The 14,487-nt window shown below is 32.3% G+C and carries 13 protein-coding genes and 1 pseudogene; 6 read left to right on the forward strand and 8 right to left on the reverse strand.

Annotation, left to right across the window (positions count from 1 at the left end; translation table 11 throughout):
• Nucleotides 1-113: 113 nt before the first annotated feature.
• The 4 genes and pseudogenes from ACZZ95_RS07120 (at nucleotide 114) to ACZZ95_RS07135 (ending at nucleotide 5,093) form a co-directional block, all read left to right on the forward strand.
• Nucleotides 114-2,583 (forward strand): annotated as a pseudogene (locus ACZZ95_RS07120) (bifunctional UDP-N-acetylmuramoyl-tripeptide:D-alanyl-D-alanine ligase/alanine racemase).
• Between the two features lie 190 nt (nucleotides 2,584-2,773).
• The gene (gene mscL / locus ACZZ95_RS07125; RefSeq protein ID WP_463468531.1) at nucleotides 2,774-3,157 is read left to right on the forward strand and encodes a large conductance mechanosensitive channel protein MscL; all 384 of its coding nucleotides are present in this window, start codon (nucleotides 2,774-2,776) and stop codon (nucleotides 3,155-3,157) included.
• Between the two features lie 175 nt (nucleotides 3,158-3,332).
• Nucleotides 3,333-4,322: an aspartate-semialdehyde dehydrogenase gene (locus ACZZ95_RS07130; protein WP_463468532.1), complete on the forward strand. Its 990-nt coding sequence runs from the start codon at nucleotides 3,333-3,335 to the stop codon at nucleotides 4,320-4,322.
• Between the two features lie 162 nt (nucleotides 4,323-4,484).
• Nucleotides 4,485-5,093 carry a DUF1877 family protein gene (locus ACZZ95_RS07135; protein ID WP_463468533.1) on the forward strand — a complete coding sequence of 203 codons (609 nt, stop codon included), beginning with the start codon at nucleotides 4,485-4,487 and terminating at the stop codon, nucleotides 5,091-5,093.
• Between the two features lie 40 nt (nucleotides 5,094-5,133).
• On the opposite strand, the gene ACZZ95_RS07140 is transcribed toward ACZZ95_RS07135, so the two are convergent.
• From ACZZ95_RS07140 to ACZZ95_RS07155, 4 genes are all read right to left on the reverse strand, one after another.
• Entirely contained in the window at nucleotides 5,134-5,451 is a 318-nt protein-coding gene (locus ACZZ95_RS07140) for a 2Fe-2S iron-sulfur cluster-binding family protein (protein ID WP_026982672.1), read from the reverse strand.
• A gap of 58 nt (nucleotides 5,452-5,509) precedes the next feature.
• Nucleotides 5,510-5,989, reverse strand: a complete 480-nt coding sequence (locus ACZZ95_RS07145; protein WP_463468534.1) for a hypothetical protein — start codon at nucleotides 5,987-5,989, stop codon at nucleotides 5,510-5,512.
• A 213-nt stretch (nucleotides 5,990-6,202) separates the two neighbouring features.
• Nucleotides 6,203-6,442, reverse strand: a complete 240-nt coding sequence (locus ACZZ95_RS07150; protein WP_463468535.1) for a NifU family protein — start codon at nucleotides 6,440-6,442, stop codon at nucleotides 6,203-6,205.
• 114 nt (nucleotides 6,443-6,556) lie between these two features.
• Nucleotides 6,557-7,684, reverse strand: a complete 1,128-nt coding sequence (locus ACZZ95_RS07155) for an Mrp/NBP35 family ATP-binding protein (RefSeq protein ID WP_463468536.1) — start codon at nucleotides 7,682-7,684, stop codon at nucleotides 6,557-6,559.
• A 559-nt stretch (nucleotides 7,685-8,243) separates the two neighbouring features.
• On the opposite strand from ACZZ95_RS07155, the gene ACZZ95_RS07160 reads away from it, so the two are divergent.
• Together ACZZ95_RS07160 and ACZZ95_RS07165 are read left to right on the forward strand one after the other, a co-directional pair.
• Entirely contained in the window at nucleotides 8,244-9,545 is a 1,302-nt protein-coding gene (locus ACZZ95_RS07160) for a L,D-transpeptidase family protein (protein WP_463468537.1), read from the forward strand.
• 19 nt (nucleotides 9,546-9,564) lie between these two features.
• Nucleotides 9,565-9,711 carry a hypothetical protein gene (locus ACZZ95_RS07165; protein ID WP_463468538.1) on the forward strand — a complete coding sequence of 49 codons (147 nt, stop codon included), beginning with the start codon at nucleotides 9,565-9,567 and terminating at the stop codon, nucleotides 9,709-9,711.
• A 59-nt stretch (nucleotides 9,712-9,770) separates the two neighbouring features.
• Here the strand turns inward: ACZZ95_RS07165 and ACZZ95_RS07170 are convergent, their stop codons facing one another.
• The 4 genes from ACZZ95_RS07170 to ACZZ95_RS07185 all read right to left on the reverse strand — a co-directional run bounded on the left by ACZZ95_RS07170 (nucleotide 9,771) and on the right by ACZZ95_RS07185 (nucleotide 14,406).
• Complete coding sequence (locus tag ACZZ95_RS07170) at nucleotides 9,771-10,583, reverse strand: ABC transporter permease (RefSeq protein ID WP_463468539.1); 813 nt, start codon at nucleotides 10,581-10,583, stop codon at nucleotides 9,771-9,773.
• A gap of 31 nt (nucleotides 10,584-10,614) precedes the next feature.
• Nucleotides 10,615-12,153 carry an ABC transporter permease gene (locus tag ACZZ95_RS07175; RefSeq protein WP_463468540.1) on the reverse strand — a complete coding sequence of 513 codons (1,539 nt, stop codon included), beginning with the start codon at nucleotides 12,151-12,153 and terminating at the stop codon, nucleotides 10,615-10,617.
• Between the two features lie 184 nt (nucleotides 12,154-12,337).
• Nucleotides 12,338-13,045 (reverse strand): ABC transporter ATP-binding protein, encoded by a 708-nt coding sequence (locus ACZZ95_RS07180; RefSeq protein ID WP_463468541.1) that lies wholly within the window; start codon nucleotides 13,043-13,045, stop codon nucleotides 12,338-12,340.
• A 113-nt stretch (nucleotides 13,046-13,158) separates the two neighbouring features.
• Nucleotides 13,159-14,406, reverse strand: a complete 1,248-nt coding sequence (locus ACZZ95_RS07185) for an efflux RND transporter periplasmic adaptor subunit (RefSeq protein ID WP_463468542.1) — start codon at nucleotides 14,404-14,406, stop codon at nucleotides 13,159-13,161.
• Between the last annotated feature and the right edge of the window lie 81 nt (nucleotides 14,407-14,487).

Below are 14,487 nucleotides of genomic sequence, written 5' to 3' on the forward strand. Positions count from 1 at the left end.
TAATCTGCGGCAAATTTTTAAGTGCAATCAAAAATATTTAAACTAAAGAATTAGTACAATTAGTGCAATTCATGGCAAACCTTTTTTTAAATTTGAAAAAAAGATATTTCTAAATGAGTATAAATTTAAAAAACGTAGTTTCAGTTCTTAATGCAAAATGGACTGGCTCAGATGTCGCAGTTTTTATCGATCATATTTCGATTGACAGCCGTTCGCCGCAAAACGGATCTCAAACATTATTTTTTGCTTTGGCAGGAGTAAATAATGATGCTCATTTATTTATTCCCGATCTAATAGAAAAAGGAGTTCACAACTTTGTTGTGCAATATATTCCAGAAAATTATGCCGCTAAAGCTAATTTTTTGGTTGTAGATAATACGCTTGAAGCATTGCGAGCATTTTGCGGGATATTATCGAAATCTTTTTCATTTTCCAGTAATTGGATTAACGGGAAGCAACGGAAAAACTATAGTTAAAGAATGGCTTAATTTTTTATTGAGTCCCGAATACAACATTATCAGAAGTCCAAAAAGTTATAATTCGCAGGTTGGAGTTCCTCTCTCGGTAATTGCTATAAACGAAAAACATAATCTAGGAATTTTTGAAGCTGGAATTTCTACGGTAAACGAAATGGTTAATCTCGAAAAAATCATTAAACCTACAATTGGCGTACTTACGAATATTGGAAGCGCACACGATGAAGGCTTTGTCAATTTAGTGCAGAAGATTGATGAAAAATTGCTTTTATTTAAAGATTCTCCGGTTATTATTTATCAAAAAAATGAAGTTGTAGATTCTTGTCTGACTCAATTTGCGACCGAATATATGATTCATCCGCGAAAACTTTTTTCATGGAGTTTTACAGATAAAAGTGCCGACGTTTTTGTTTTGAAAAAAGAAAGTAAAAATGAACGTACAACAATTCAATATCAATATCAAAATGAAATTTCTGCTTTAGAAATTCCGTTTAGTGATTCCGCTTCTATTGAAAATGCTATTTCTTGTCTGCTGGTTTTATTGCATTTTAATTACGATCAGACAACGATTCAAAGCCGAATTCAAATGCTTTATCCCGTTCAAATGCGTCTTGAAGTCAAAAACGGAATTAACAATTGCAGTATAATTGATGACAGTTACAGTTCCGATTTTCAATCGCTTAAAATCGCTTTAGATTTCTTGGAAAGCCAGAAAAAAAATGCTTCAAAAACCGTTATTCTTTCTGATATTTTTCAAAGCGGATTCTCAAAGGTAGAGTTGTATTCTAAAGTTGCCGACTTAATTGCTTCAAATAAAATAAATCGTGTAATAGGAATTGGAGAAACTATCAGCGCTTTTGCCAATAAGTTTCCAAATAGTATCGTTTTTCAAACCAAAGATGATTTTATCGAGGCACTAGAAAGTTTAAATTTTGCCAATGAAACCATTTTGGTAAAAGGAGCAAGATCATTTCATTTTGAAGAAATTGTTTCGCTTCTTGAAGAGAAAACACACGAAACGGTTCTTGAAATTAATCTAGACGCTATAAGCCATAACTTTAATTATTTCAAATCAAAACTGGCGCCGAATGTCAAAATGATGGTAATGGTAAAAGCTTTTGGTTACGGAAATGGAGGTTTAGAAATAGCCAAATTACTAGAACATCATAAAGTTGATTATTTAGGTGTGGCTTTCGCCGATGAAGGAATTTCACTGAAAAATGGTGGTATAAAACTGCCAATTATGGTTTTAAATCCAGAATCGACTAGTTTTCCATCGATCATACAATATCAATTAGAACCTGAAATTTACACCATAAAAGGATTAAATGCCTTTTTAAAGATAGCGCGCGAAAAGAATTTAAAGGATTTTCCAATTCATATTAAAATTGATACCGGAATGCATCGTTTGGGTTTTGAAGAAAATACAATAGATGAATTAATTACTGCATTGCGCGGTAATGGCACCGTTCGGGTTCAAAGTATTTTGTCGCATTTAGCAACCAGCGATGATCCAAAACACTATGATTTTGTCGAGAAACAAATCAGCTTATTTGAGAGATTGTCTTCAAAATTAATGACCGAATTAAACATTAATTCAATTCGTCATATTTTGAATACCTCAGGAATCAGCAATTTCCCAAATGCACAATATAATATGGTACGTCTAGGAATTGGTTTATATGGAGTTTCCAATGATGCATCAGAACAAAAATATCTCGAAAATGTAGGCACATTAAAATCCATTATTTCGCAGGTTCGAACTATTCCGGCAGGAGACAGCGTGGGTTACGGGCGTCGTTTTATGGCAGAAAAAGAAACTAAAATTGCGACAATACCAATTGGCTACGCCGATGGAATCTCCAGATTATGGGGAAATGAGGTTGGTTTCGTAACGATAAAAAATCAAAAAGCTCCAATTGTTGGCAGTGTTTGCATGGATATGCTGATGGTTAATGTCAGCGAAATTGAATGTAAAGAAGGCGATTCTGTAATTATTTTCGGCGAAAGCCCAACAGTTACCGAAATGGCAGAAGCTTTAAAAACAATTCCTTACGAAATCATGACGAGTATTTCACAGCGTGTAAAACGGGTATTTTTTAGATAATTTTTTAAACCATATAAGTTATATAAGTTCATTTTAGTTGCACTCTTTTGTAACTATACATTATCAGTTACGCAGAACTTATAATATCTTTTATGACTTATGTGGTTTAAAAGTGAGTTGTAATTGAGGAATTTTCAGGAAAATTGCGTATTTTCGATATTCATATAGTATAAATCTAAACAAATCAAATATGGGATTTTTTTCAGAATTTAAGGCATTTGCAATGAAAGGCAACGTAGTTGATCTTGCTGTTGCAGTAATTATTGGAGCGGCTTTTAGTAAAATTGTAAGTTCATTTATTGAAGATGTAATTACGCCATTAGTATTAAAACCTGCTTTAGATGCGACTCATTTGTCAAAAATAGAAGATTTAACAGCTTTTGGCGGCGTTAAATATGGTCTGTTTCTTTCGGCAGTAATTAACTTTATTATTGTTGCTTTTGTTTTGTTTCTGATTATAAAAGGATTAAACAGTCTTAAAAAGAAAGAAGAACCAGCTCCAAATCAGCCTGCTGCACCAACACAGGAAGAATTGCTTACACAAATTAGAGATTTGTTGAAAAACAAACAATAAGATACAATACCGTCGCACTAAGTCTAACTTAACCGCCTTCTAAAGAGGCGGTTTTTTTTACAAAATGTTTATTTTGTAACATTTTGTTATTTTTTGTGAATCACCTTGCCAAGACTTTTATTATACTTATTTTTGCCTTACAAATTAGATTAATTGATTATTTAAACATATAAAAATGAGAATTGCAGTTGTAGGAGCTACCGGAATGGTTGGCGAAGTAATGCTTAAAGTTTTAGCGGAAAGAAATTTTCCTGTTACAGAATTAATTCCTGTTGCTTCTGAAAGATCAGTAGGAAAAGAAATTGAATATAAAGGAACTAAATATAAAGTAGTTGGTTTACAAACAGCTGTTGATATGAAAGCTGATATTGCTGTTTTTTCTGCAGGTGGAGATACTTCATTAGAATGGGCTCCAAAATTTGCTGCTGCCGGAACAACTGTAATCGATAATTCATCGGCATGGAGAATGGATCCGACTAAAAAATTGGTTGTTCCAGAAATCAATGCTTCTATATTAACAAAAGAAGATAAAATTATTGCAAACCCAAACTGTTCTACAATTCAAATGGTATTGGCTTTGTCTCCTTTGCATAAAAAATACAACATTAAAAGAATTATTGTTTCTACCTACCAATCAATCACAGGAACTGGTGTAAAAGCGGTAAAACAATTAGAAAACGAATACGCTGGAATTCAAGGTGAAATGGCATATAAATACCCAATTCACAGAAATGCTATACCGCATTGCGATAGTTTTGAAGAAAACGGATACACTAAAGAAGAAATGAAATTAGTTCGCGAAACTCAAAAAATTCTTGGTGATAACACGATTAGAGTTACAGCAACTGCGGTTCGTGTGCCAGTTGTAGGCGGACACAGCGAAGCTGTAAACGTTGAGTTTACTAATGATTTTGAAGTAAATGAAGTTAGGGAAATCCTTCACAATACAGACGGAGTAACGGTACAAGATAACTTAGATACTTTTACATACCCAATGCCATTGTATGCTGAAGGTAAAAATGATGTTTTTGTTGGAAGAATCCGTCGCGACGAAAGCCAGCCAAACACTTTAAACATGTGGATTGTTGCCGATAACTTAAGAAAAGGTCTTGCAACAAACACCATTCAAATCGCTGAATATTTAATTCAAGCTGGTTTGGTATAACTGAGAGATTAAATAAAATTGTTATAAAAGAGAAAACCGTAATTGCAGTAATGTAATTACGGTTTTTTTGATTTTTATAAATGTCTTATTTTAATATTTTAATGTCTTACCAATATACTGCGATATGGGGATTTAGTATATTTTTATAAAAAAAGGTAAATTATGGGCTTAGATCTAAAACTTTTTTCAATTTCTAGTAAGGTGGATTTTGTTCTTGATAAAGCAAAATCAAATTTATTGTATGCGATAGATTTTGATAAAATTTTAGAAACTGAAACACTAAAGTCGCATTTGAAAATGATTCAGGAAAACCCAGACGGGACACCTGAAAATATACTAAAAGAGCTTATTCAAGATTCAATAATTGTTTTGGATAGTTATCCTAACCGCAGTAAAGAAAATTATACTTTTTATAGTAAAACAAGAGGTTACAGTACTATTAATTATCTTTTAGAAAAATATTTAATAGATAAAAGGAAAAGAGAAACTTCAGAATTATTTTATTCAGGAATTAAAATTGAAAATGATTCGCAATTTGTTCGATTTGAATACATTAGAGAGAAAGAAGTAAGTGAAATTTGTGATCTTCTTGAATTAATTGATTTTGACGACCTTTTAAAATATTATGATTTAGATAAAATCCAAGATATTATTTATAATTTGATATACCCTGATATGTTTATATTTTTAAAAGAAGAATTTAATGAACTTAAAAAATTTTATAAAGAATCGAAAAAGCTGAATGCTTTTGTTGTTGTTAAAATATCATAAAAAAAGCGAGAACTTTTAGATTCTCGCTTTTTCTTTATTTTTAATATTCCGGAGCCAGTTCTAATTCCAGCCCTTCTAATTCTGTAGTAATTGGAATCTGACAGCCTAAACGACTATTAGATTTAACATAAAACGCTTCCGAAAGCATAGCCTCTTCTTCATCTCCCATTTCTGGTAATGCAACATCATTAAGAACATAACATTGGCAGGAAGCACACATTGCCATTCCTCCGCAAGTTCCTTCAACAGGAAGTTCGTATGCTTTGCATAACTCCATTATGTTCATTGCCATATCAGTCGGAGCCTGTAATTCGTGTATAACTCCTTCTCGATCTTTAATTTTTATTAATACATCCATTTTGATTATTGGAATTTTTTATCAGGATTTTATAACGTGAAAAAATCCTTTATTTATATTAACTAGCAGGCTTAGTACTAAAAGCGTATTCTTTTCTATTGTTGTCTTTTAACTTCATTTTTACACCAAGAACATTTTCATTCTTTTCAAGGATTGTTATAACTGCAATTACAGAATAATAATCTCTATCAGATTGGAAAACCAAAGTTCCTTCATAAGTAGTGTTTAAAACACCTTGTTTGTCTGTCGTCGCTGAAACTTTTCTTGGATGAGAAAATTCGGCTGAGCTGTAAGTTGCCTTACTTGCAAATTTACCTTTACCGTCTGTAAAGTCATACAAAAAATCGTAGTTGCCAATTCTCAACGAACCAGCTTCTTCGTTAGGATTAATCGAAAAAACAATTTTTCCTGCGTATTGAAAATCAGTCCATTCTTCAGATTCGCTTACCCAAGCTTTGTCAACAATGACATTTTTGCTTTGTGCGAAACCTGCGGTAACAAAAAACAATAATAAAAAAAGAGCGTAATAGTTTTTCATAGTTTAAGATTTAAGGGTTATGCGACAAATTTAAGTTAAAATGTAACAATTCCTTAACAAAAAATCTTAAAACTTTGAGTTGTTTTTTATGAATGTGGCAAAAAAGGCATTTTTTAAAGTCTTTTTTTAGTAAATCTTTAAACAAAAATTAATAAGGCTTATTATTCTTGTTAAATACATAAAATTTAAAAGACGTGAAAAATGCAGGTTTTGTTACATTACATTTACCACAGTTTCGATTTGCGGAGCGTATTTTTTTATAGTTGTTTCAACGCCAGCTTTCAATGTCATTTGATTCACACTGCGACTAATACAAGCTCCTTCCAATCGAACTTTAACATGTTTATCCTCTTCAATAGAAATTAATGAAATGTCTCCTCCGTCGGATTTTAAGAAAGGCCTAATCTCGTCTAAGGCCAATAAAACATTATTTGTTAATTCTTCTGTTGTCATAATTTTATCAATTAGAAAATGTGTCAATTAGAAAATTAGAAAATTCACTTGGAGTAAAATTATCTAATTGTCTAATCTTCAAATTATCTCATTAGTTTTATCTCAATTATCTAATTATTTTTTTACTGCTGAACAGCCTGCCATTGTTGTAATTTTAATAGCTTCTGTTGCAGGCAGACTATCGTTTCTGTTTACAGTTTCTTGTACAACATTACGAGTAATTTCTTCAAATACTTTTTCTATTGGAGAAGCAGTCTGCAATGCTGCCGGACGACCGTAATCTCCTGCTTCACGAATAGACTGTACAAGTGGAACTTCTCCTAAAAATGGTACATCTAAATCTGCGGCAAGGTTTTTAGCGCCTTCTTGTCCAAAAATATAATATTTATTATCAGGTAATTCTTCTGGTGTAAAGTACGCCATATTTTCAATGATTCCCAAAACAGGAACATTTATATTATCCTGCATAAACATAGCAACTCCTTTTTTGGCATCGGCTAATGCTACTGCCTGCGGAGTACTTACTACAACAGCACCAGTAATTGGTAAAGACTGCATGATAGATAAGTGAATATCACCAGTTCCTGGAGGTAAATCAAGAAGCATGAAATCTAATTCTCCCCAATCTGCATCAAAAATCATTTGGTTTAATGCTTTGGCGACCATTGGTCCTCTCCAGATTACAGCTTGACTTGGAGCAGTAAAAAATCCGATAGAAAGCATTTTGATTTCGTAGCTTTCAATAGGTTTCATTTTTGATTTTCCGTCAACCATTATAGAAACCGGTTTTTCGTTTTCAACGTCAAACATGATCGGCATTGAAGGTCCATAAATATCGGCATCAAGAACTCCGACTTTAAAACCCATTTTTGCAAGCGTTACCGCTAAATTTGCAGTTACAGTAGATTTTCCTACTCCTCCTTTACCAGAAGCAACTGCAATGATATTTTTGATTCCAGGAATAGCGCGACCTTTTATTTCAGGTTTCTCTGGAGATTCTACTTTAATATTTACTTTTACTTTAGCGTCTGGAGATATTAATTCGTGAATTGTCTTTTTAATATCATCTTCAGCTCTTTTTTTAATATGCATTGCAGGTGTATGCAATACTAAGTCAACAACAGCTTCGTCACCAAAAGTAATAACATTGGTTACAGCGCCGCTTTCAACCATATTTTTTCCTTCTCCAGCAATAGTAATTGTTTCTAATGCTTTTAGAATTTCTTTTCTATCTAATTTCATTGTAAATGGGCTATTTTTCTATTCTGAGAAGCCAGTTGTAAAGATTATCTTTATTTAAACTGATTTCAGGGTGCAAAGATAACAGATTAAGTTCGGAATTAAGCGTTTTTGAATTGTAATTATTGATATAGAGATTATTCAAAATTATGCTTTAAAGTTTTTTAGGTGCTTTTTCAACACAAATATTTGAACAGAAAGGCGTAATGTCTCCGTTAAACTAAATTTCAGTCTGCTCAAAAGATTGTATATTTTGTATAAATTTTCTTGTTTTTTTAATTAATTCTTCACAAATCTTCGCTATATTTGATTGCCCAAATCAATGATTTTTAGATCGGAAAAAAGGATATGAAAACTTGTGTTTTTAGAAACATTTATTGGGTTTTCGATATTTTTTAAAAAGATTATTTTCTTCATTAAAACTTTAAAAATATGCGAAATTTTACTTTTTCAACAATCATTATTGCGGTTAGCTTTTTTGCATTTTCATTTAACTCATTCTCAGGGAAAACAGAAAGTAAAAAGGTTTCAGAACATAAATATCTTTCGGTGATTTCTATAGATGCTTGCGTCTATAAATGCTTTCTTTAAAAAGTATCCTAAACTTAAAAAATACCAAAAAGATGTTGAGGATATTTATAAAGACAAACAATATAAATCTATTTGGTATGATGATAAAAGCATAAGCGAATTTGGCGCCTTATTGTATCAAAAAGTGAATGTTTTAAAAGATCAGGGAATAGATAATAAAATGCCTTATAAAGAGGTAATTGATCAGGCATTTAACGAAAGTGATAATGTTGATCCCCCTCAAATAGATACAGAACTACTCCTAACGAGCATGTATATTTTTTATGCCAGCAATGTTTATTCTGGCGTTGATGCGACAACTTTAAAGAAAATTGGCTGGTATTTACCCGCTAAAACTATTTCGTATTCCCGAATTTTAGATTCTCTAATTGTCGATACAAATCGATTAAATGAAGATGATTATTTATTGTTCAGCCAATATTACAAACTACAGGATGCTTTAAAAAAATACAGAAAATTAGAAAAAGACAATCTTTGGCAGAAAATTGGAATTGATAGTGCCAGCTTTAAAGAATTTAGACCCGACGATACTGCCATTGCCATTAAACAAATTAGAAATCGTTTGTTTATTGTGGGAGATTTGAAGCAGGATTCTAAAAGCAATGTTTATGATGAAGAATTGATGGCCGGCGTTTTGAATTATAAAAAAAGATACAATCTAAAATTAAATTACGCCTTAACGAGAGATCATATCAATCAGATGAACGAACCGATCAGCAAAAGTATTAAAACAATCATGCTGAATATGGAAAGATGCAGATGGATTCCGACTAAATTGTCTAAAGCAAATGAATATGTAATGGTTAATATTCCGTCGTTTAGAATGTTTTATGTAAAAGATGGAAAATATGATTTTGTTTCGGATATATTCGTTGGAAATAGATTGAGTGAAACTGTAATTTTCAGTGGTACTATGGACCGAATCGTTTTTAGTCCCTATTGGTATGTTCCAAACAGCATTATTCAAAACGAATTAAAACTGCAGATGGCAAATGACAAAAACTATCTGGCAGATCATAATATGGAATGGAACGGCGGAAAAGTAAGACAAAAACCAGGGCCTAAAAACTCTTTAGGTTTGGTAAAATTCATGTTCCCGAACCCGAATGATATCTATATGCACGATACGCCCGCAAAAAGTTTGTTTGAATTTGAAAAACGAACTTTCAGTCATGGCTGTATAAATGTAAAAGAAGCAAAAGGACTAGCTCTCGCTATTTTAAAAGACGATCCAGACTGGCCGGCAGATAAAATTGATAAAGCAATGAGCTGACGAAAAAGAAACAACCTGCATGCTTAAAACTAAAATTCCGGTTTACATTGGGTATTTTACAGCTTGGGTTCAGGACAATGGCGAAATAAATTTTTTCCCAGATGTATATGACAGAGATGAAAGTTTAGATAAACTGCTTTATTCAGATTCTGTAACTATGAAATAAAATAAAACCCGACAGATTTTTAGGTAATCTGTCGGGTTTAAAAAAATGGTTCTACAAGCTTATTCGTATTTTAAATATTTTAAAACATCTATTTTAGTGACCTGAAATGCTTTTGTTAAAACAATTACTAATGTCAAAAGCAAAAGAGAAAGCAGTGCAATACCAAACGGTAAGGTTGAGATTCCAATTCTAAAAGCAAAATCTTCAAGCCATTTTTGCAATAAGATATAAGCCGGAATAATTCCGATCCCAAATCCTAGTAAGCAGAACATAATATATTGTTTTGATAATTCTTTCAAAAGAACATCGGTTTCTGCGCCTAATGTTTTTCTAATGGCTATTTCTTTCAGTCTTCTTTCCATCGAAAATGATGCCAAAGCAAACAATCCGAATATCGCAATTATAATTACTACCAGATTTAGAATAAAAAACAGGTTCTTTTGTTTTACTTGTTCGGCATACGTTTTTGCAAAACCTTTATTGACAAACTCATATTCGAAAGGATAATCGGCATTTACGTTTTTCTCCCAATACGCCTGTAATTTTTCTAATGTCTGACTCAAATTATTTGGAGAAACTTTTATGTACACATTATTAAAGTTGTTCCATTTTAAGGTTTTAAGATTAATAAAAACCATTGGAGGTACTTTATTTTGTAACCCTGTAATATGAAAATCTTTTACAACGCCCACAATTTTAAACTTCAGATTTTCTCCATCTCCCATACTCCAGCCAGAAGTTATAATCGTATTTACGGGTTTTTTCAAACCTAAAGCTTTCACTAAAGTTTCATTCATAAGCATACTGTTTATAGTATCTGAAGCATATTTTGGAGAAAAATCACGGCCTTCAACGATTTTAATATTCATCATTTTTAGAAAATTAAAATCCATTTCGACATTTCTAAGTCGCACAAAAATACCATTGTGCGTAAATCCAGAGCTGGAATTGGTGCTTGCCTCCAAAAGTTCCTGCAAAAGTAGAAACATCTACTACGCCAGATATTTTAGCGATTTCTTGTTTTGCAGTCAAATATTGTTCGATTCTTTTCATTCTATCCGGTTTGTTAAACGGAATAGAAATAACTTGATCCCCGCTAAATCCAAGATCTTTATTCATCATATAATTAACCTGCGAATTGACAATCAAAGCGCCAATGATAAAAAATGCCGCAATTCCGAATTGAAAAATAAGCATCGAGTTACGAATCCAGATACCGCTTTTACTTCTTGAAAAATTACCTTTTAAAACCTTTAACGTCTCAAAATTTGAGATATAAATAGCAGGGAATATACCCGCAAGAATGATTACTAATCCAAATATAAAAATGAGTCGCAGGTAAAATTCACCGCCATTTAGAGTCAAGTTTTTGTTTAAAAAGGTATTATAATAAGGTAATGAAAGTTCGACAATTGCCAATGCAAACAAAATTGCAAGCGTTACGATAATGGCAGTTTCAAAAATAAACTGCGAAATGATCTGTTTTTTTGAAGCTCCCACAATTTTACGAACACCAACTTCTTTAGCGCGTTTGATAGCCGATGCAGTCGCCAGATTGATATAGTTTACCAATGATAAAACCAAAATCAAAATGGATAAGCCGCCCATAATGTAAAGCAGTTTTAAATTGCCGGCCCCTTCAGGAAAATTTTGATTTCCAGAACTTTTTGTACCGTTTAAGCGTGCCGTTTTTAATTGATCCAGAATAACAGTAATTTCTCCAAATTCTTTTATATATTCTGCTGTAGTTTTACCGCTTTCTTTAGCTTCTTTTAAAGTACGGTTGACAAAATTTACATGTCGCATCTTTTTTTGAACCAAAGCCGCATCAGCTCCAGGTTTTATTTTAATCATTAAACCATAATTAAAATTTCCCCAGCTGTTTATATCTCCTTCGCGAACTATGCCGTTAAACACATAATTAGGTTCAACAGAAGAAGGTTTTGTAATACGGTAAACAGATCGTACGATGTAGGTTTTGTTGCTGTATTCAACAGATTTCCCAATAGGATCTTCATCTTTAAAAAGTAATTTCGCCTGATCCTCGGCAATGGCAACACTATTTTTTTCTTTTAAAATGTTTTTCTTAGCGCCTTTTAGAATTTCAAAAGGAAAGAATTCGAAGAAGTTTTCATCTGTATAAAAGATCTTTTTGTCTAATATTTTTTTATCCTCATACTTTACAATTTCCTGATCGTACCAGATATTCATAAAGCAGATGCTCTCGATTTCAGGTATAGTTGCTTTGCAGGTATTTCCAAACGGAATCGAACTTGAAGCCCAAGTGTCTCCAGTAATTCCAATTTTATTTAAAACCTGAAAAGAGTTTTCTTTTTCGGGATTCCATTGATCGTAAGCATGTTCGTTATTCCAATAAAGAATAGCGAAAATCACGCTTGCAATTCCGATGCTTAATCCCAGAACATTTAAAAACGAAAACAATTTGCTTTGTTTTAAATGATATATAAATATTTTAAACCAGTTAAAAATCATTTTGTTGTATATTTTTATAGTTGATATGGCTGTTTTTGTAAAACCTTTTCGGGTTTAGATCAATGTGAAAATTTTGCAGACAAGTTCTACCAGAACTACCAATGCAGTTACAATAATTTTAATCATTATTTAATTATTTAGCGTCCATAAAAACATCAACATTTCGCTGATTTAATTTTTCAGAAAATATAACTCCGTCTTTCATATGAATAGTTCTTTGCGAAAAAGAAGCATCATAATCAGAGTGGGTAACCATCAGGATTGTAGCGCCTTTAGCATGTAAATCGGTTAAAAGCTCCATTACTTCATTACCATTTTTACTATCTAAATTTCCAGTTGGCTCATCGGCAAGAATGATTTTCGGGTCATTAACCAAAGCTCTTGCAACGGCAACTCTTTGTTGTTGTCCACCCGAAAGTCTGCGCGGGAAATGTTTCAAACGATGAGAAATATTCAGTTTTTCGGCAATAGCTTCGATTTTCTGCTTTCTGTCAGAAGCTTTCACATTATTATAAAGAAGCGGCAGTTCAATATTATCGTAAACCGAAAGTTCATCGATTAAGTTGAAGTTTTGAAAAATGAAACCAATGTTTTCTTTTCTCACTTTTGCTCTTCCTTTCTCTTTTAGACCAATCATTTCCTGATCTAACAATTTGTAGCTTCCGTCGCTTGCACTGTCAAGAAGTCCAATGATATTTAATAAAGTCGATTTTCCACAGCCCGAAGGTCCCATTATCGTTAAAAAATCTCCTTTTTTTATTTCTAAGTTGATACCGCTCAAAGCGACAGTTTCTATTTCTTCTGTTCTAAAAACTTTGGTTAAATTCTGAATTTTGATCATAATTTTTAAGGTTTTGAATGTTATTATTATGTTTTTTGATTGATGATTGAAACGATGATTTTATAATTGTAAATTGTGAATTGTGAATTGTAAACTGTGACTGCGACTGGATACTAATTACTTTTCTCAAGCGAAAGCTCTTCGATATCTTTATAATCTGAATAAGAAGAAGTAATTACAGATTCGCCTTCTTTTAAGCCTTCTAAAACTTCATAATAAGAAGGGTTTTCGCGTCCTAATTTTATATTTCTTCTTTCGGCTTTATTTCCTTTTACTACAAAAATCCATTTTCCTGTCGCTTCCTGATTAAAACTTCCTCTCGGAATTACCAGTGTTTTGTTCTTTTCAGATAAAATCAGTTTTACGCCAAAACTAAGTCCGTCTTGCAACACAATAGTTTCCTTAGATATAAAGGCTAGCTCTACAGTAAAACGGCCGCTTTTAACTTCTGGAATTACTTTCGTAACCATAATTTCAAGATTTTTGCCCTTAAATTCAACTTGGCCTTTTAATCCTTCTCTAATTTTTTCCAAATAAAACTCATCCACTTCTGCTATAAGTTTATATCCTTTATTAGAGTCAATTTTTCCGATGCTCGCTCCCGCCTGAAAAGTTTTTCCTAAAACAGGTTCAAAAGAAGTCAGCCTGCCAGATTCCGGCGCTGTGATTAAAAAGTTCTTTTTGTTGTTCCTCAGAATATCCAAACTCTTTTCCATGGTCTGAATAGAGCGGTTAATTTGAGAAATCTGAACCTGATTGCTTTGTTTTTCTTTTTGAATACTCTGCTGAATCGTTCTTTTACGTTCTTCCTGAAAACGCAGACTTTCTTTAAACGTATTCCAGTCATTTTTAGAAATTACATCTTTCTCAAAAAGCTTAGAATTCATATCGTATAATCTTTTCGCATCGTTGTAATCATGTTCGATCAAAACAAAATCTTTGGTTAAGTTTAATTCCTGATTTCGGATGTTTAATTTTCCCGTATTTAAATTATTGATCTGCTCGATAATAGCAGTTTCCTGAGTCAGATAATTCAATTCTGTGTTTGGATTATATAGTCGGGCCAGCGATTGTCCTTTGGTAACCATTGCGCCGTTTTCTACAAAAATTTCTTTTACAGAACCGCCTTCAGTAACGTTTACCAGCATTACATTTAAAGGTTCTACTTTTGCCTGAAAAACTACAAAGTCTTCAAAAAAGGCTTTTTCTGCTTTTTGAATTACCAGTTCTTCTGCTTTTACATTTAGCGTTCTTTTCGAACTAAAAGCAAAAGTGATGATTACCAGCAAAACTAAAAAAACAGCAATTGCTATTGCGAGATACCTAAATTTTTTATTTTTACGAGGAATTATCTTGTCCATTTTTAATTTATTTTACTGATAATCAATAGGTAAATACTGTGCCATAAAATTTATTATTTGTAAAGTATTGATTTTAAAGAA

Source organism: Flavobacterium sp. AC267 (assembly GCF_979258715.1).